A 16,336-nucleotide genomic window follows, 5' to 3' on the forward strand; every position below is an offset into this window, starting at 1 on the left:
CGCTCGGAGGGACCAGGACATCACAACAATTTTTCTTCATCTCTCGACTAAAATGAGAAAAATAAATGTCGCCCGCAGGATTGTTAATATCGGCAAAAATTCGCATTATTCATCCAAAACTCGAGAACACCGAATTACTGAAGACTTTATACGCAGACATCGGCATCGTCCGAATGATTGAATTCTCTAACCGATAGAGCGAGGTGCTCCGATCAGTTACAATCGACTGACTGGAACTGGGATAATAACTGTAATACAGTTCTCTTTCCAGAGTCCCCCACTTCCTTTTGAACTGGATCAACCCGGAATTATCATAGGAAGTACGACCAAAGTCATAGGTTCGATACCCAGCCAGACATGCGTCTTCAATGCTTGCCCAGATAAATGCATAATATGGTCTTAATTGAAGATACTCTGGGTTTGCAGCACTATAACCAAAAATTACTTGATCTTTATAATACTCCATAATTCCTGCACCAATCATCTCTCCATCCAAACGAGAGATGAATAAACGCACATAAGCTGATAAAGTCGAAAATAAATTTATGTAAAATCTCAATGGATGACAGGGAACTCCTAATTTGTGTTTGGTGATAGCATTTATTTCATAAAAATCTTTAACATCATCATGGTTTGACGATGACTCAACTTGAATACCTATTTCTTTTGATTTTTTTACATTTCGACGGGCATTTCTGTGCACATTTTTCCAGATCATCTCAGGGTTTTGAGATAATTCCAGCATATGGGTACAAAATTCATTTCTCCCTTGAAAATTATGAGAATTAATGAGGTCTTTTATTTCAAGTATTTCAGTATGGCATTTTTTGGTTAGAGCAAACGCTTCGTCTATCAGAGCATTGTATGCAGTGTCATCTCCCAGGCATCCACATTGATGAGAAAATGGAACTGCAGACAATCGGTTTCCAGTTATTCTACTCTTTACCAAGAAGAGAGGCAGTAATCCGGTTAGCTGTCCAGATTCATCAGTAGCAAAAAGGTAATGGGGTTTGTATGAGAATGTTTTCTCCAGAAACGTCCTCCATTCTGGAGTATGGTAGATTGTTGCATCGCTCTGAGTGAGCAAAAATCGATTCCATTCATTATCATTTACATTAGCGACGATCTCTACCATCGATTTTCTCCCAGGGAATCTGAGGTACACAAACCACTCGTATGTAATAGGTGTCTTCATTCACTGTCCTTCACCTCATCGCTGCAATAACCCGTTTTCCGGAATTTTTAATAAAATCTAAAACTGATCCGATAGCCCACTCCCCCTCATCCAACGCCCACCGCTCCGGGTGCACCGTCAGGTAAAGACACTCCTCCCCACAGGAACCGATCCAACCGATGAGGTCATCAGTGGTCTCTATCAGAGGCAGAGCTGTCCGTCCGGATCCACCTGGCATCACATCCCAGATTGAATATTTACTGTTCCAACTCCGACCGGTATCGGTGAAATATCGTGTGCCCCGAACCGACAGATAAGCCTCCCCAAGAAGCCCAAACTCCCGAAAGTTATGGGTTATCCAGAGATCACGATTATCATACCGGGATAAAGGACTACCATGCATGCAGATCGTTGAGATCTTACAGTTAGGAATCTCACGAAAGGCGGCGAGTTCCTTCTCAAAAAGATGAATAGCCCGCTCATGATCACCTTTTGCCTTACTTAAAGTCTCGTAGTGATAGCCGACCTCATGGCCAAGATCTTGGGTGGCCTTGATGATATCAGGCTGGAAGGTATGGGGGTGCCGGAAGTAGTAGGTGGAACGGATACCCATTCTATATTCAAATTCTGCCATGCGAAGGGCAGTCAGGATCTTTCGATCGATATCATGCCTTATAAGAATTGTTTTTCGGCCATTACTCCCTCCACCTTCGAGATAATCACAGATTGATCGTGGGGAGTAGCCACTCTTGAATAGAGCCTGGCAGAGTTCTCCATATTTTTCAAGGGTAAAATCATGGCTCAATTAGTTCACCAGATTATGCGTACCATCCATTCCCATTCTTCTCTTGCTGCATATCGAAGAACATCGCAAAGAAGAGCGCCTGTGACCCAATCCCAAAGATAATGAGGGACAATACCAGAGGAACAAAAATCGGTTGATGTTGCACAAATTTATAATATAACGAATACAAACCGCCAAATACGCTGATGATGAAAAATACTGCACCTGCCAGATAGAAGAACACCAGCGGGTGAAAACTCAGTACAAGATACTTCATCTTTAGCCGCCAGAGAAAGTCCCATAGCAGGAGTTTTGAAACCTTTAGAATGTATGTGCTGTATTTGATGCCAGATCTCTCCATACCGTATCGTGCCGGATGTGGTACATTGATGACACGAAAACCATTGACATTGAGTTTGACAAGCAGGTCATTACAGTATCCATAGCGAGGGTACACATTATCGAGATTGATACGTTCGAGCGAACGCCTGGAGATCGCAGTGTACCCGTTCTGAGGATCCATCATCTGCCAGTAGCCGGAAGCGATCTTGGTGAGCATGGTAAGGGTACTGTTACCAATGAAACGCCAGGTGCTCATCCCTTTCTGATAGGGGGTGCCGATCAGCCGGTTGCCCATGGTGTAATCACATTTATTATCGACAATGGGGTCAAGGAGGTCTGGGAGAAATGCCGGGTCCATCTGGTCATCTCCTGCCATCACTGCGATAATATCCATCCCATCTTCCAGCGCTTTTTTGTATCCAGTTACGATGGCGGCTCCGACCCCCATATTCACCTCATGTTGTATCGGTACGAGGAAGTTGTTACGTAGAGCAATAGAATCAATTATCTTCTGGGTCTGATCGGTCGAGCAGTCGTTCACGGCATACACCCGTGCTACAAAACCTGGGATTTTTGCGAGTGTTTCACCAATAAGTAACTCCTCATTGTACGCCGGTACAACGACTGCAATCCGTTTTCCTCGATATGTAGACTCTCTGTCCTTTGGGATAGGGGGAGGTACAGTAGTCCCGGTACGTACAATAATCTCATCATTCTCTGCGAGTATCATTATTCCTTCCACACCCATGCGACAGCACCTCTCAACTACCGGTTAATGACCCCAGAGGCCAGATGCCCACAGGGACATCGCACAATCCATTTTTTCCCTATGAATGGAAGAGACCCTAAACGGCTTACAGAACGAATGGGAATATACGTATTAATATTTAAACACTTTCAGTAATTGTGAGAGCGCAGTCCTGGGTCGGATGAGATCACAGGAATTCGTGCAGCAGATTTGTTTTCAACAAAATGACCACCCCCGACCCTGTTAAGCCCAATTGTCGAGATTCAATGTTCCACAATCTGGTATTTTCCAGGGAATGATTGATCGTTTTGAGTAATTTCTCTCCCCTGAACTGGAGTTTACCCCGGATGTCACCGAGATCTGAACATAATATCCGGTCTTAGTTCTCTTCTCGTTGATCTGCGAAAGATTTGAGGAGAGAATTCGGTTGTGGGCGAGCAACCTAAAAACCAACCCTGACGTAGTGTCTTCTTCTTTGGGCGGTCAAACTCAGGATATCCTCGATTTTTAAAGACAATAGTCAGGGATGAAACTCGATTTCAAAGATGTCTTGAATTAGATTCCATTCATGAAAAAATGCAATTTTTAATGGACTAAGCAGAGATTCAAGCACATCCAGTGAGTGGTTACTTGAGTACATTACTTCTGAAGCATCTGTGGTTCCCCATCCTTCTGCTGATTATCCGGAAGGATGGAGAGCAGAACTGTGATGCGCTGCTCTGACTCGTTAAGCTGAATCCTATCTATCTGAACCCCACGCTGGAATCCTGTTGTAATTATACAGAGGATGAGGCTACAGATGGCGCATGGAGCAAGTTCGCAACCCCGGGGAGACTCCTGCTGAACACAGGCACAGCCAGCAAAGAGGGAGGTACCGGCAAGGGTGATGACGAGTTGATCTCCGGTTCTATTGGCCTCAACCCGATCTGCTATCCCAAGGAGGTCTTCCCCAACCTCCTTAATGCATGCGAACAGTTCCTTTTCTTTCAGGGGGATTTTAAGCCCATTGTTCTGTTGGAGATAGTAGAAGAGGGTGCTCCCGGCAGGGCGTGTAAATACTCCGTTTTTTTCCCGGCCCGGAATAAAGATCTGTTCCCCAGTTGGCGCAAAAGGGACATATCGGCCGACTGGATTCCATTGCATGATAGGTCCACCAGTTGCATCTGGAAGAACTACACAGGCATTTCCATGGATCCCGAGGTCTGTGAACATCCTGGAGAGGTTCAAGATCTGATCGACACCAAGATAACTGACCAACTCAGGATCTATTCCCGATCGCTGAATAAGGATGAGGATGAGGACGCCGGTCAGGAAACAGATGACTCCGGCCAGGACGAGGACAGCACTCGGAAGATCCCCTCGCCCCAGAATGATCTCAATTCCCAGCAGAAGAATGGACACACTAAAGAGAAGACCTGGCAGAAGGAGGTTCTCTTTCTTTCCAAAAATTCCATTCATGATGAACACTCAAATTTTCTCTTCAATTTATACTCTGGAAGGCTGAACAGTGCCACAATCAACTGGTTTCCAACAAGGAACGTCCTGACCTGCTCCTGGATATCACTATACGCATCTGCAAGCGTCACCTGATCCTCATCTACTTGTATCATTCCTATGAACCTTCTTTTTTGATCGTTTAGTAAATACCCAGGCAATAATGAGTACCAGGCTCCCAATCAGGATAATCATTATAGAATGAAATTTTTTTATGGAGTTGAACCAGTTAAGGATTGCTGTCGCCTCCCCGGTGGCAGAATGGTGGGTGTCGATAAGGATAGGTGACCGAATCCCAACAATGTTTTCAACAAATCTCTGGTTACTCCATCTATTCCCACCACCAACCATACCATTTATGAAGATGCTCGGATCAGAGATCACAATAAGTTCTCCTTCACCAAAGGTCTCATTAGCCATGATTGTGTACCGCCCGAGCATCTCATCGCGGTCGACATGATGATTCCCATTGGTATCGATCCAGCTCAGGTAACTCGTCGTCATCAGGGGGTTTCCACCGAGGATGCTGGAAGGGCGATTCAGACAGAGTGTGGAGACTCCTTTCAAAAGGGTGTGACTTTGATATGGGTAGGCGAGTACCGCAGTCGATTCATTGTATCCAGTATCGATACTTAAGAGATTGTCCTGGAGAAGGGTGATCCCACTATGCATACCCTGCAGGAGGGTATTCCCTGTACCATAATCGTCTGCCAGGATGACAACATTTCCTCTTACAAGAAATGATCTGATCGCTTCAACCTCCACTGAAGAGTAGTCCTGGATCGGGGCGATAATAAGGAGCGTAGCACCACTGAAGGAGTTAAGTGTGGAATAATCAGTTACATCAGTTGCCTCTATTTTTTCGAAGAACTTTGACGTCCCGTTCCACTGGACATTGTACCTGCTGAAGTCCATTGGTGCGGTACTGATATACCAGGTGAGGGAGAGTATGGCAATTACGATGGCGATTGCCGCAATCCCTTCTTCTGTCTTAATGACGGTCACCTCCAAACCATGAGAGGATCCTCTGGAACCACGAGATGATGGGTCCCTGTCTTTCATGAGGGAGGCGAAGGCCACCATACCTGACTTTTTCGTACTCCCCTATGAACGTTTGAAGATCCTCTCTCTCCCCATCCCTCTCAAGAAGACGCATGAGTTCACGGGGCGTTAGTGCCCGGATGAAGGCCCTGGGATAATGGCGTGCAGTCAGTGACTTCAGGTTTCTATAGAGTATATGCATCGCTGAAGACTGCTCATCTGTAAATTGTGTCCGAAACTCTTCAATCAATACGTCTTGGGAGGTGTCGTCCCACGGACTGGTCACGGGAGGAGTCGGATCACGGGAAATTCCCGTCTTTAGACCACCAGATTGCGGTTCCTGTATCTGTGGGAGCCGGACCCTTCTTCTATGGAGGTAGCGGGAGGCACCGTTATATGCGAGCAGAACGATCCCTCCAAGGAGCAGATACGTCAGTATCTGCATTCCCATTGACTGGGCTGTATTTGGGGCTTCAACAGAGATCTCTGGACTCTCAGACTGGTTCAGGGGGAACTCTGGACTCTCGAACCGTGCCTTCATCTGATGATTTCCGGGCGGGAGGGCAACACTCGCACGATAAACTCCAGATAAATCGGTGAGAACGGGGATCACGCCGACTTTATCCCAGATTATCTTGATCGGAGCTCCAGCAACTGGTATTCCAGAGGCTGTTCGGAGGGTTCCAGATACCATGATATTTGTGCCATCTCTTCCCACCTCCCCGAATGTGATCGTTACATCCGAAGAAATAACCTGAAATTCACTTTCTTTTACGAAAAAAGCACCATTTCGAACATATGCATTATGGGAGCCGGAACTGATGTTTCGGATCATGAGAGAGGTCTCGTAGGAGCGATCAGGGTTTGGAGTAACAGTGCTCCATGGAATTCTATCAACCCCAACCTCAATGATCTGGTCGGCATCGCCCAGGTCCTTCAGAATTCCAGAGGCGTTGATAGCTTCACCATACGCTGCAGATGTCTGGGATAGATAAAAGGTGAGCACTCCCCCATGGTTTTGAGGTGCAGATATCTCACTCAGCCCTGCCGTCTTACTGATGACCGTCATATCTTCAGCGCTCTTCTCAAATCTTGCAGTATTGAGATCGAATTTTTTAGAAAGATTGGTTAATGAGGAGCTCGCTCCCCCTTTGTAAGCCTGAGAATTCAGTTTGATCTTCTGGTTTAGGGTACTTTCTTCAGATATAATTGCAGTCAAATCTCCAGACTGATTTTGGTTCTGGTACTTGGCCTCAAGAGATTTTACATCTTCCAACTGCTTTGTGTCATTAACAAGGCGAGTCAGGGTTACCCGATTTTCATAATTCTCCTGTCGCCAGGCCTCAAGTTCACTATCAGAGAGATCCAGATTGACCACGAACTGATCGAGTGACTTTGAAAGGTCTATGTACTCCTTAAGATCATGATCAGCCACATCAATGTTGTTATATCTCATGTTGTGGACTACCGATCCACTCAGATCAAGGATATCCTGCATCATTGGCAGGATCTCCTCATATTTATCTAACGGGAGCTCCTGCATGGCACCTGGATTTAAATGTGATCCTGTACTGTCGGCTAATGTGGGGGAGTACAGGATAGGGGCGGAGGCAAAATGAATGATGAGGAATAGCGCAAAAACAGCGGAGAGTGCAACGATTCCTAAAACTATTCGATCCTTCATAAGTTCAGGATCCCCTTTACTTTCATCGCAACGATGATTCCAAAGAGCACGATACCTGCGGCGACAAGATATTGAATGTACTGGTAGGACGAGGGTGTGCTGAACTTAGTGCTTGTCAATTCAACGGCAATAATCAACCCCATCAGCCAGAAAACAAAGAATACCTCCAGATTTATCGTCCCGGAGAGTGTCATGAAGAAGGCTATAAGTAAGGTCCAGATCGTCAGAGCGACTACAGCAATTTCCTTCCTTGTATATCCCATGAAGAGGCCACCCTCCGGACCTTATCAATTCAGATGCTATCGTTTTGTTGCTTAGGATCAAGATCTATTTTAGTTTTTGTATCAATCGTAGGCGGATTCTTCATAAGAGACATCTCAATCGATGCGACAGGGCTGATTGGATTGAAATGAGCGGTTCTCTTCCCCTCTTCCATCTGCACAGAACACCATGGTCTTTTGGATCACTTGGACACAAGAGAATGTCCCAATGTGCGTCAATTATGCATTAAAAGAGAGATGAGTTAAATTTATATAGATTAATCCCATTACCTGCCACAGGTGTGAGGCATGTCCATGACACAATTCCCTATCGTTCGTTCGCCAACTGGCACTGATGACGATGCATATGCAGCGACCATCTTCAAGATGAGTAAAGGGGGGACCTGAATGGATGTCGGGGTCATTGGTGTTGGGGTCATGGGAAAGAACCATGCCCGCCTTTACTCTGAACTCAAACAGGTCGATTCATTATGGGTAACTGATCTGAACACCAAAGCGGCGATTGAGGTTGCGCAATCAAATGGGGGAGAAGCCTGTTCAACAGTCGAAAAACTTCTGGATAGGGTTGATGCTGTCAGTATCTGTGTTCCGACCCAGTATCACCATGACGTGGCTAAAGCAGTCTTTGCTGCCAGTGTCCATGCCCTAATCGAGAAACCGATCTGCAGTTCTGCGGCTATGGCCAAGAAACTGCTCCCCCTGATACCCAAGGGCCTGACGGTGGGGGTTGGCCACATAGAACGCTTTAACCCTATTGTTGATGAGATCCGTCGAATGGTCAAGAAGCCCCTGTATATTGAAACAAATAGACATAATCCGGCATCAGCACGGATATTTGGGACCTCAGTAGTCGAGGATCTGATGATCCATGACATTGACGTTGTCTTCAACCTCTTTAACAATGGCAATTATCGGTTGCAGAGTTCCGGTACGGTGGATGCCTGTGGAGCATTGTGCAAAATGAACGGCACAACCGTCTACATGTCAGCAAGCAGGAAGGCATCCAAGAAGATCCGTTCCATCTACATCGAAGAGGAGGACTGCACGATCGAAGGTGATTACATGAGCCAGGAGATCGCAGTGTACCGAAAACCCGGACAGTACAATATCGACAATAACCGCTATATGCAGGAGAACATTATTGAGAAGGTGCTGGTGACCAAGCAGGAGCCATTACGGCGGGAGTTGAGTACGTTCCTCTCCTGTGCAGCAGCAAAAAAACCATTCCTCGTTACACCAGAACAGGCATTGCTGGATCTGCAGGTGGCAGAGAAGATATCGCTGAATTTAACAGGATAAGTGGTTCTTATGATGAGTTCACATCTTCCTTTTTCTTTAACCAGACGGGGACCCATCTACAGGCAACCGGTTTACCTTGATTCAAAATGACCTGATCTTGTCCAGTTGCAGAACTGTTTTGTGGAGAAGTCATGTCCTTCCCGGTTCATCCAAATATCACCAAAACGATGCTCGAGATCATCTGTGAAACGATCAACTGGGGGACCTGAATGGATGTCAGGGCCACTGGGCTGATGCCATGGGAAGAGGTCATCTCCTCATTACTCAGAATTCATACAGGGATTGATGCCGCATTTTACGTCAAAAAATTGGATACTGTGAGATTTTTGAGGAACACATGTTCGAGAAGCGCTTAAAGAGGGAGACACCAGTTAATGACAGGTTGATTGTGTGTATTACTGGAGATATTGATGATTTTTACTTGGAAACCATTGATTGTTTGGAGTGCTATTTCTCAGTACTTAAAAAAAACCGCATTCAAGCAGAATTATTTATTACTGCAAAAGCGGCAGAAGAGTATCCTGAACGCGTTGAATACATAGTAAAGCAACAACATGTGATTGGAGGGCATGGAGACATCCACAGGGGTTTTCACCAATCCAAATCTATCCAGATGGAGCGAATGAAAACCATGATGAAGACATTCTCTCACAATTTTGGTTTGGATATTGAAGGTTTCCGGGCTCCATTACATTGTCATAATAAAAATACCTATTATGCAGTTGAAAAAGCCGGATTAAAATATGACTGCAGCAAGAAAAGATTTGAGATAGTTTTTAAACGCATTCCTTTCTTCGAAAAACGATATATGGATACAAAATCGTATTCACGGGTAAAACCCTTTTTAAAGATCATTGCATCTGCCTATAACCGATATAACAACTCTCCACCTTTCCCTTACTATATCACACCAAAGGTGCTGGAGTTTCCAACACAAGGAATCACGGACTACGCACTCGTCGTGGACCCCCAGGGACCCAGATTTTTTCCAGATGAATCTTCGAAGATAGGGGATATCTGGACGGAATGCTTGATCGAGCTTAAACAGAGGGGAGGGGGAGTAATGACTCTTCAAGCTCATCCTGGAAGGCTATCACCTGCTTATGTGGCGTCATTGGACTACTTCATTCAGAATGCCTTGAGATTAGGAGCCGTATTCTCAACTCCCAATGAAATTTGCCACCGTTTTCCAGGTAGTGTTCAGCAGAAATTTCGTGGAGATGGGTGAATCTGGGATCTCGATAGGTGATATTGCGAATATGACAGCACGATAATGACAATGTGTGGCGACGATCACATTTTTTGTGCCCGGTATTGATCCACACGATCACCTAAGTCCACCAGATGACCCAGACTGTCTACGCTGTTTGGATACTGCATCAGATGAGAGAGAAAACCGAATTATTAGTGTTTATTTTACATTCAGGATACGCAAAGATCAGCACGGTTACCTCGCAACTATTCCCAAAAATCCAATTAAGCGACAGATGCCGATCAGATTATGCCTGATGATTCAGAACTCTGGAGATAATATCAGTCTGATCTGCCCAAAGGGAGCAAAATACTTGATTGTCGATATAGGAGAGGCCTGCGGTCTCTTCAAAAAAAAATTAGAAGCTTTGATAACTTCCGCCACTCTTGATGAAATTATTCGCCAGCACGTTGGTTGAACTTGGCGTGCTTGCCGTGAACCCCCGCGTGTAGCTATCCACTACGTTTCCGATAATATTACTGGTGCTGGGGACAAAGGGTTCGAGGTATATCGCCGTCCCGCTCCCGGTGCCCTTCACATAATTACCCTGGATCAGGAGATTGGTCCGATCCACATCGATGCCCTCGTAGAGGATATTGATCATGATATTGTTCACGATCTTGTCAACTTTTGTGCCCAGATTGGTCGCGCTCACCATCTCGTTGGTCAGGACGACTCCTCCTTTGCAGTTGATCATGACATTGTTGGTAATCTCTGAGGTGCCGGCCCGGATTTCCACTCCCCTGGCACAGTTGTTCATCACATTTCCCCTGACGATATAGGGTCCTGCGGTCTGAATATGGGCGTCGACCGCCTGTTCTGTCGTGTACTCAAAGTAATTGTTCTCGACGGTGACGCTCTGAATATAACTGGATGCAGGCAGGTTCGGATTGGATGTTCCGGTTGCAACACCATGCCGTCCTTTGGTGACAAAGAAGTTGTCATGGATGTTGATCTGATCGCTGCGGTCCGTGATGCAGACCCCATATCCCAGTCCAGACTGGAATACATTGTCAAAGACCGACTTTTCGACGGTGACCGCCGAACACGTGTTCAGGCGGATGGCCGCATACCCGATATTATGGAACTTTACATTCGAGACGTGGAAGTTCTGGAGATAATACGCGTTGATCATCGCCGGATCGGTTTCAATGCCGGGGCCTTCAATGACAAGCCCGGTGATGGTGACGCCACTCATCTTCGAAGTGGACGACCCGCCTGCATTCAGGGTGAAGACGTCATCTGTCGCTCTCTGACAGTTGAAGACGGTCCCCGCCTCCCCGAACAGGGTTACCGGTTTGTTGATACCGATCGGACCATCGATCCGGTACTGGCCGGGGGGGAAGTAGATCGTCGAACCGGATGGGAGTCCGGTGAGGAGCGACTGGAGGGCAGCCGTATCGTCGGTGACGCCATCGCCCTTCAGCCCTGATGACCGGGCGTTCGTGGCAATCGAGACCAGGTCAGGTCGGGAAGGAACCGACCAGCCGCGATAGGCCGTCAACATCTGGGCCAGGCGTGCATTCCCCTGTGAGTATGCGGTACTCGCAAACGCTGCCGCATCAACAGCATTGGTTACAGGCCCGATTGTGGTTGGTGTAGGTGTAACTACGGTTGTTGGGATTGTGGTTGGCCTGGGTGTGGCTACTGTGGTTGGTATTGAGGTAGCAACAGTTGTTGGAATTGTGGTTGGTCTGGGTGTGGCTACTGTGGTTGGTATTGAGGTAGCAACAGTTGTTGGGATTGTGGTTGGTTTCGGGGTGGCTACCGTGGTTGGTATTGGGGTAGCAACAGTTGTTGGGATTGTGGTTGGTTTCGGGGTGGCTACCGTGGTTGGCACTGTTGTCAGTGTCGGGCCCCCTACAATCTGAATGTTCATATTATAGGAAGGATCCTGTATGTTTCCTACCTGAATTGCTGGGAATGGATTGTTTTTCGGGTTTGTGACCTTGAACTCAGTAGCGGTCACGTCATGGGAGTTGAGCCCCAGGAGTGCCCACTGCTTTGGCTTATCAGACCAGCAGTTTTTTATCAGGATCCCTGAATTATCCGTGGTTACAAATCCATTCTGTGATCCAATGTCCGTGCATCCATCAACAGTTGCACCAGTCTTAATGGTGAACCCGTTCAGGTTGCCCTGCGAGACGCAGGTGATGAACTGTACGGTCGGGTTGCCCCCGAAGAACCCTGCGCCAGATGTAGGAGTTCCCTGAGTCTTCTTCTGTCCGTTGTTGTTGCTGGTGCATCCTCTGAATATTACATTGTTCGCTGAGACGCCCTCCGCCAGGTAGAACCCAGACTCCCAGCATCCATTTGCCTTGCTGTTCTCGACCAGAACATTGCTGATGGAGGTGGACTGGGCGAGGTCAAAGCCGCTAACCGATGGGTTAAGCTGAGATGCCCGTCCTGCGTTGATCGCACTGCAATCAGAGTAGGTGATGCCAGAGATGCTGCTTGTTGTTCCCTGACCTGAATTTAGAAATCCTGGCGATGAACCGTCGGTTGCGCGACAGGTGGTGAAGGTGAAATCGCTCAGAGCCATGTTATTTGCATAGATGAAGAACGCACCTTTCTTTGCAGAATAGTCTCTGACGGTCACATTGCTGAACTTAACATGACTGCCGATTATAAAGAATCCTGTTGGTCCAGTTAACTGGAGTTTCTGGATGGTATTATTGCCATTGACCTGAACTGAACCCTCGGTGACGAATTTCAGGGTCGTTTTACCTGCACCTTTACCAATAAGATTCACTCCACTGATGAGGTTGATATCTCCGCGGATATTGAAGGTGCCGTCAAGGAGAATAACGTCTCCACCTCCGATTGAGGCCGCCGCATTGATGGCTGCCTGTATCTCAGTCTGATCATTGGATCCATCACAGACGTACTGTGCCGAAGTTTTTACCTGACTATTGCTTGCGGCAACGGTCACGCTTGCTGCACTGGCTGCTCCAGCCAGTCCTATTAGCAGGACTGCGGCAATCAGTGCAATTAATAGGAGATGCTTTTTCATATTCGATATGCTCCAAGAATTGCCCCCACAAGGCATTGCAGATGTGCAAGGCAATTACTCATGATAGTCTGCATGGCATATATTTAAACTTAATTATTGCACAATTCGTCAGATTATCGACAAAATAGGTTTTTATTCTTAGATTGAGCTGATTTTAGAGGAGTATGAAAAAATACCGAGGAGGCGACAGAAAAAATCTACCCCCAATTTTAGACTGGGAGAAGCGCTTCCATCCACCAATTATACAAATAAAAATCCAACAAAATTCTTTTAATTTTTTCAGATTTTCAACGTAACAATCGCTTGCAAATCATTCAGAGAGATCCCCTGACTCATATTGCATCTTCTTTGCAGTACCGGCGATGCCGCACCCGGTCAATAATCCGATTTGATCCCACTTAATTTTAGAATTATTTATGTTAAAGGTAAGAAAAAAAAAAGGATAGAATTCAGCCTGTTTAAAAAAACCAGAGACGTAGAAGAACATCACCTCGTTCCGACGGTTACGACAGCCGCACCGACTATTGGCGGGGGACCCATACAACGACCTGCACAACCTCCCCGGTCTCCTGCAGGCTGAGGACTACGATCTCGGCGGTGAGGGTGTCGCCTACCATGTCACCCTCCCTAGGAACTCAGGTGGAGCCTACCAACGGGACGATTGGACTTCGAAACGCATGACACCGATAACAGCCCCAACGTCGGCTGGGTCCGGGCCGGCGAGTGGCTCGCGTACACGGTGAATGTTGACACGGCCGGCACCTACGACGCCGGGTTCCGGGTCGCCTCATCCCACGCCGGCTCATCGGTCCGGGTCTATCTGGACGACGGGACCACGCCGATTGCGACCGTGAATGTCCCGAACATCGGCGACTGGCTGGCCTTCCGGACTGTTCGGATGCCGGTGATCCTGCTGGCCAGGCAGCACAGCATCGTGCTGAAGGTCCCGACCGATTATGTCAACATCAACTGGATCAGCTTCACCCTGAAGGGCACCGAATAATCCCCATTTTACAAAGGAATACTTCTATTCATGCTTATCCTTCGTTGTATCGAGAATATTGCGGCAGAGTCACAGCCCGATTCGACAGGGAGACATCTCGAACAGATCACCGGCAGCGTCGGCAATCACTCGACCATGCAGGAGGGGGCTACCACTCAGGCCGTCGCCCAGAAGGAGCCCTCCCCCTTTCGGTTACCGACGCCTGTGGGAAAAGACTCAGGCATCACATACTCAACGAGTTTCCTCGCTTCTACCGCAGGTACGGCTACGAGGGTCTCTATATCCGCCCAATCCCCCCGGGATATGGCAACTTTCATCGCCGCTTTTTCATCCGGGGCTTCAAACATGACGACGGCATCGTACCGTCCGAGCGTCCAAGAGATGCTCTGGTATCTGATCCCCTCTTTCTCCTCGACCTCTAACTGTTTCAGATTCTGGGCGATCAGTTTCTGGTCCCCCTTTTTTTTGAATTTAACCAGTGCAATGAAGTTCAAGCTCTCCACCTTGCCCGTTCTGGGCGCTGGACCATATGAGTGAATCAATATAATGGTATCGGTGAGATCGAACCGGAGGGAGGAACATCACCATGGGAGCGATCTCCAGTCTTCATTCGTGGGGCCGACAAGGTTGCAGAGGATCATCGTCTCATGGTGAATCAGAACGATCACCCGCTGGTTCCCGACCCTGAGAGAAAAGAACGGAGGGTTGTTATGACCCTTCAATCGTTTGACATGGTGCAGGGGGATGATGATATCCCTGGCCGCGGCTGGTAATCACGAACTGCGGTTCGTCCCTGGTGAGCCAGGTCCGGCCGGATGTCGACCGATGAAGGGGCGAAGCATTCGTACACGTTCACCGGAACCACGGTGCCGGCTGCCGGCTCGGTGACGATCGCCTCCGGCACCGCGACCGACGATATCACGTGGGTCAGATCGTCAGTCAGAAGAGGGGATGACCATGAACCTGACAGTCGACAGATTTGAGGGAGACCGCGGTCCTCCGGGTTCGACCCGAAGAGTATCAACAGATTCTCTTCCCCCAGGAATTGCTGCCAGGTGTAGAAGATGGAGATATTCTTGAGGTCACGGCGACGCGTGGAATCCACGAGACCGAAGAGGCACGGGAACGGGTCTCGTCATTGATTGAAAAGTTGAGGCAGAAGGGGACCTGATTACAAGCGCCCTCTGCTGATAGATCAACGCAGCTGATCCTGTTCGCCTCGAATGCGACCGATCTGGTTTATCCCGGGGATCGGTTCAGCCCGCCGGCCACCTTTGTCCAGATCAGGGCCCCCTTGCCTGCGAAGACTGGATATGTCACGATATTCTATATGGAAGGATCCGGGGTCGTAAATCGGGCGATCCATGTCGATGATGTTTGGATCGGCACGGCCCCGACCGCTTGACCTCTTTTTCTTGCGAACAAATCGAAGCCTTGAAAGCATCACGGAAGAGAAGGTCTCTTATGAGAACGCCCCTAGTTCTACTCTGCCTCTTACTATGCGGGATTCTGGTAGCCGGCTGCACCTCGACTACTAAAACCTCAACAACGGCAGACTGGATCAATAAGGGGGATGCCCTCTACGACCAGGGGAAATACGATGCGGCGATCGTATGCTATGATCAGGCGATCGCACTGGATCCGAAAGAGCCCGCTGGCTGGAACGAGAAGGGACTTGCTCTTGCCCGCCAATTTGAATACGATGCGGCGATCGTGTGCTATGATAAAGCGATCGCGCTGGATCCAAATGGGGCTATCACTTGGAACAATAAAGGGGGTACCTTCGCAGATCAGGAGCGATACGACGCGGCGATCGTGTGCTATGATCAGGCGATCGTGCTTGACCCGAGATATGTCAATGCTTGGACCAATAAAGGGGCTGCCCTCAACAACCAAGGGAAATATGATGCGGCCATCGCATGCTATGATAGGGCGATTATGATTGATCCGAAATATGTCAGAGCCTGGACCGGTAAAGGGGCTGCCCTTGCCAGCCAAGAAAAATATGATGCATCGATCATATGCTATGATCAGGCGATCATGCTTGATCCGAAGGATGCCAAAACCTGGACTAACAAAGGGAATTCTCTTGCAGATCTGGGGAAATATGATGCGGCGATCGCATGTTATGATCAAGCAATCGCACTGGATCCAACCAATACCAAAGCAACGGCGAATCGCAAGCGGGCCCTTGCAAAGATTTAGGGGGCAGTGATCAGGA

The 16,336-nt window shown here is 47.9% G+C and carries 16 protein-coding genes; 6 read left to right on the top strand and 10 right to left on the bottom strand.

The features are described from left to right. Positions 1-109: 109 nt before the first annotated feature. From ACFKSJ_RS05485 to ACFKSJ_RS05520, 8 genes are all read right to left on the bottom strand, one after another. Positions 110-1,135 (bottom strand): lipid II:glycine glycyltransferase FemX, encoded by a 1,026-nt coding sequence (locus tag ACFKSJ_RS05485; protein WP_440951251.1) that lies wholly within the window; start codon positions 1,133-1,135, stop codon positions 110-112. A 70-nt stretch (positions 1,136-1,205) separates the two neighbouring features. Further along, positions 1,206-1,808 carry a hypothetical protein gene (locus ACFKSJ_RS05490; RefSeq protein WP_440951252.1) on the bottom strand — a complete coding sequence of 201 codons (603 nt, stop codon included), beginning with the start codon at positions 1,806-1,808 and terminating at the stop codon, positions 1,206-1,208. 184 nt (positions 1,809-1,992) lie between these two features. Continuing rightward, positions 1,993-3,048: a glycosyltransferase family 2 protein gene (locus ACFKSJ_RS05495; RefSeq protein ID WP_440951253.1), complete on the bottom strand. Its 1,056-nt coding sequence runs from the start codon at positions 3,046-3,048 to the stop codon at positions 1,993-1,995. A 639-nt stretch (positions 3,049-3,687) separates the two neighbouring features. Beyond that, positions 3,688-4,506, bottom strand: a complete 819-nt coding sequence (locus ACFKSJ_RS05500) for a hypothetical protein (RefSeq protein WP_440951254.1) — start codon at positions 4,504-4,506, stop codon at positions 3,688-3,690. Next, positions 4,503-4,658, bottom strand: coding sequence for a hypothetical protein (locus tag ACFKSJ_RS05505; RefSeq protein WP_440951255.1), 156 nt, complete (start codon positions 4,656-4,658; stop codon positions 4,503-4,505). The genes ACFKSJ_RS05500 and ACFKSJ_RS05505 overlap by 4 nt, the downstream gene beginning before the upstream one ends. Beyond that, positions 4,642-5,547, bottom strand: a complete 906-nt coding sequence (locus ACFKSJ_RS05510) for a DUF4350 domain-containing protein (RefSeq protein WP_440951256.1) — start codon at positions 5,545-5,547, stop codon at positions 4,642-4,644. Before ACFKSJ_RS05510 ends, ACFKSJ_RS05505 begins: the two co-directional genes overlap by 17 nt. After that, on the bottom strand, positions 5,534-7,267 hold the full coding sequence (locus ACFKSJ_RS05515; protein WP_440951257.1) for a hypothetical protein: 1,734 nt from the start codon (positions 7,265-7,267) through the stop codon (positions 5,534-5,536). The genes ACFKSJ_RS05510 and ACFKSJ_RS05515 overlap by 14 nt, the downstream gene beginning before the upstream one ends. Beyond that, entirely contained in the window at positions 7,264-7,530 is a 267-nt protein-coding gene (locus tag ACFKSJ_RS05520) for a hypothetical protein (RefSeq protein WP_440951258.1), read from the bottom strand. Before ACFKSJ_RS05520 ends, ACFKSJ_RS05515 begins: the two co-directional genes overlap by 4 nt. Before the next feature lie 405 nt (positions 7,531-7,935). Here ACFKSJ_RS05520 and ACFKSJ_RS05525 point away from each other — a divergent pair, with 405 nt between their 5' ends. The 3 genes from ACFKSJ_RS05525 (at position 7,936) to ACFKSJ_RS05535 (ending at position 10,517) form a co-directional block, all read left to right on the top strand. Then, positions 7,936-8,847 (top strand): Gfo/Idh/MocA family oxidoreductase, encoded by a 912-nt coding sequence (locus ACFKSJ_RS05525; protein WP_440951259.1) that lies wholly within the window; start codon positions 7,936-7,938, stop codon positions 8,845-8,847. Positions 8,848-9,184: 337 nt separating this feature from the next. Continuing rightward, complete coding sequence (locus ACFKSJ_RS05530; protein WP_440951260.1) at positions 9,185-10,075, top strand: polysaccharide deacetylase family protein; 891 nt, start codon at positions 9,185-9,187, stop codon at positions 10,073-10,075. A 55-nt stretch (positions 10,076-10,130) separates the two neighbouring features. After that, positions 10,131-10,517, top strand: coding sequence for a hypothetical protein (locus ACFKSJ_RS05535; protein WP_440951261.1), 387 nt, complete (start codon positions 10,131-10,133; stop codon positions 10,515-10,517). Here ACFKSJ_RS05535 and ACFKSJ_RS05540 read toward each other — a convergent pair. Beyond that, positions 10,458-13,112, bottom strand: a complete 2,655-nt coding sequence (locus tag ACFKSJ_RS05540) for a glycosyl hydrolase family 28-related protein (RefSeq protein WP_440951262.1) — start codon at positions 13,110-13,112, stop codon at positions 10,458-10,460. The genes ACFKSJ_RS05535 and ACFKSJ_RS05540 overlap by 60 nt on opposite strands. A 661-nt stretch (positions 13,113-13,773) precedes the next feature. Between ACFKSJ_RS05540 and ACFKSJ_RS05545 the strand changes: the two genes are divergently transcribed. Then, positions 13,774-14,115 (top strand): carbohydrate-binding protein, encoded by a 342-nt coding sequence (locus ACFKSJ_RS05545; RefSeq protein ID WP_440951263.1) that lies wholly within the window; start codon positions 13,774-13,776, stop codon positions 14,113-14,115. Between the two features lie 155 nt (positions 14,116-14,270). Here ACFKSJ_RS05545 and ACFKSJ_RS05550 read toward each other — a convergent pair whose 3' ends face one another. Beyond that, positions 14,271-14,618 carry a GYD domain-containing protein gene (locus ACFKSJ_RS05550; RefSeq protein ID WP_440951264.1) on the bottom strand — a complete coding sequence of 116 codons (348 nt, stop codon included), beginning with the start codon at positions 14,616-14,618 and terminating at the stop codon, positions 14,271-14,273. Between the two features lie 312 nt (positions 14,619-14,930). On the opposite strand from ACFKSJ_RS05550, the gene ACFKSJ_RS05555 reads away from it, so the two are divergent. Continuing rightward, complete coding sequence (locus ACFKSJ_RS05555) at positions 14,931-15,098, top strand: hypothetical protein (RefSeq protein ID WP_440951265.1); 168 nt, start codon at positions 14,931-14,933, stop codon at positions 15,096-15,098. 481 nt (positions 15,099-15,579) lie between these two features. Next, entirely contained in the window at positions 15,580-16,320 is a 741-nt protein-coding gene (locus ACFKSJ_RS05560; RefSeq protein ID WP_440951266.1) for a tetratricopeptide repeat protein, read from the top strand. Positions 16,321-16,336 lie beyond the last annotated feature (16 nt).

It is taken from the genome of Methanosphaerula subterraneus (assembly GCF_052055875.1).
Classification (GTDB): domain Archaea; phylum Halobacteriota; class Methanomicrobia; order Methanomicrobiales; family Methanospirillaceae; genus Methanosphaerula; species Methanosphaerula subterraneus.

Excerpts from the sequence above, each read along its gene's own strand:
- ACFKSJ_RS05525 (WP_440951259.1), top strand. The coding sequence starts at position 7,936 with ATGGATGTCGGGGTCATTGGTGTTGGGGTCATGGGAAAGAACCATGCC.
- ACFKSJ_RS05555 (WP_440951265.1), top strand. The coding sequence starts at position 14,931 with ATGTCGACCGATGAAGGGGCGAAGCATTCGTACACGTTCACCGGAACC.
- ACFKSJ_RS05515 (WP_440951257.1), bottom strand. The coding sequence starts at position 7,267 with ATGAAGGATCGAATAGTTTTAGGAATCGTTGCACTCTCCGCTGTTTTT.
- ACFKSJ_RS05495 (WP_440951253.1), bottom strand. The coding sequence starts at position 3,048 with ATGGGTGTGGAAGGAATAATGATACTCGCAGAGAATGATGAGATTATT.
- ACFKSJ_RS05540 (WP_440951262.1), bottom strand. The coding sequence starts at position 13,112 with ATGAAAAAGCATCTCCTATTAATTGCACTGATTGCCGCAGTCCTGCTA.
- ACFKSJ_RS05490 (WP_440951252.1), bottom strand. The coding sequence starts at position 1,808 with ATGGCAGAATTTGAATATAGAATGGGTATCCGTTCCACCTACTACTTC.
- ACFKSJ_RS05500 (WP_440951254.1), bottom strand. The coding sequence starts at position 4,506 with ATGAATGGAATTTTTGGAAAGAAAGAGAACCTCCTTCTGCCAGGTCTT.
- ACFKSJ_RS05560 (WP_440951266.1), top strand. The coding sequence starts at position 15,580 with ATGAGAACGCCCCTAGTTCTACTCTGCCTCTTACTATGCGGGATTCTG.
- ACFKSJ_RS05530 (WP_440951260.1), top strand. The coding sequence starts at position 9,185 with ATGTTCGAGAAGCGCTTAAAGAGGGAGACACCAGTTAATGACAGGTTG.
- ACFKSJ_RS05520 (WP_440951258.1), bottom strand. The coding sequence starts at position 7,530 with ATGGGATATACAAGGAAGGAAATTGCTGTAGTCGCTCTGACGATCTGG.
- ACFKSJ_RS05505 (WP_440951255.1), bottom strand. The coding sequence starts at position 4,658 with ATGATACAAGTAGATGAGGATCAGGTGACGCTTGCAGATGCGTATAGT.
- ACFKSJ_RS05485 (WP_440951251.1), bottom strand. The coding sequence starts at position 1,135 with ATGGTAGAGATCGTCGCTAATGTAAATGATAATGAATGGAATCGATTT.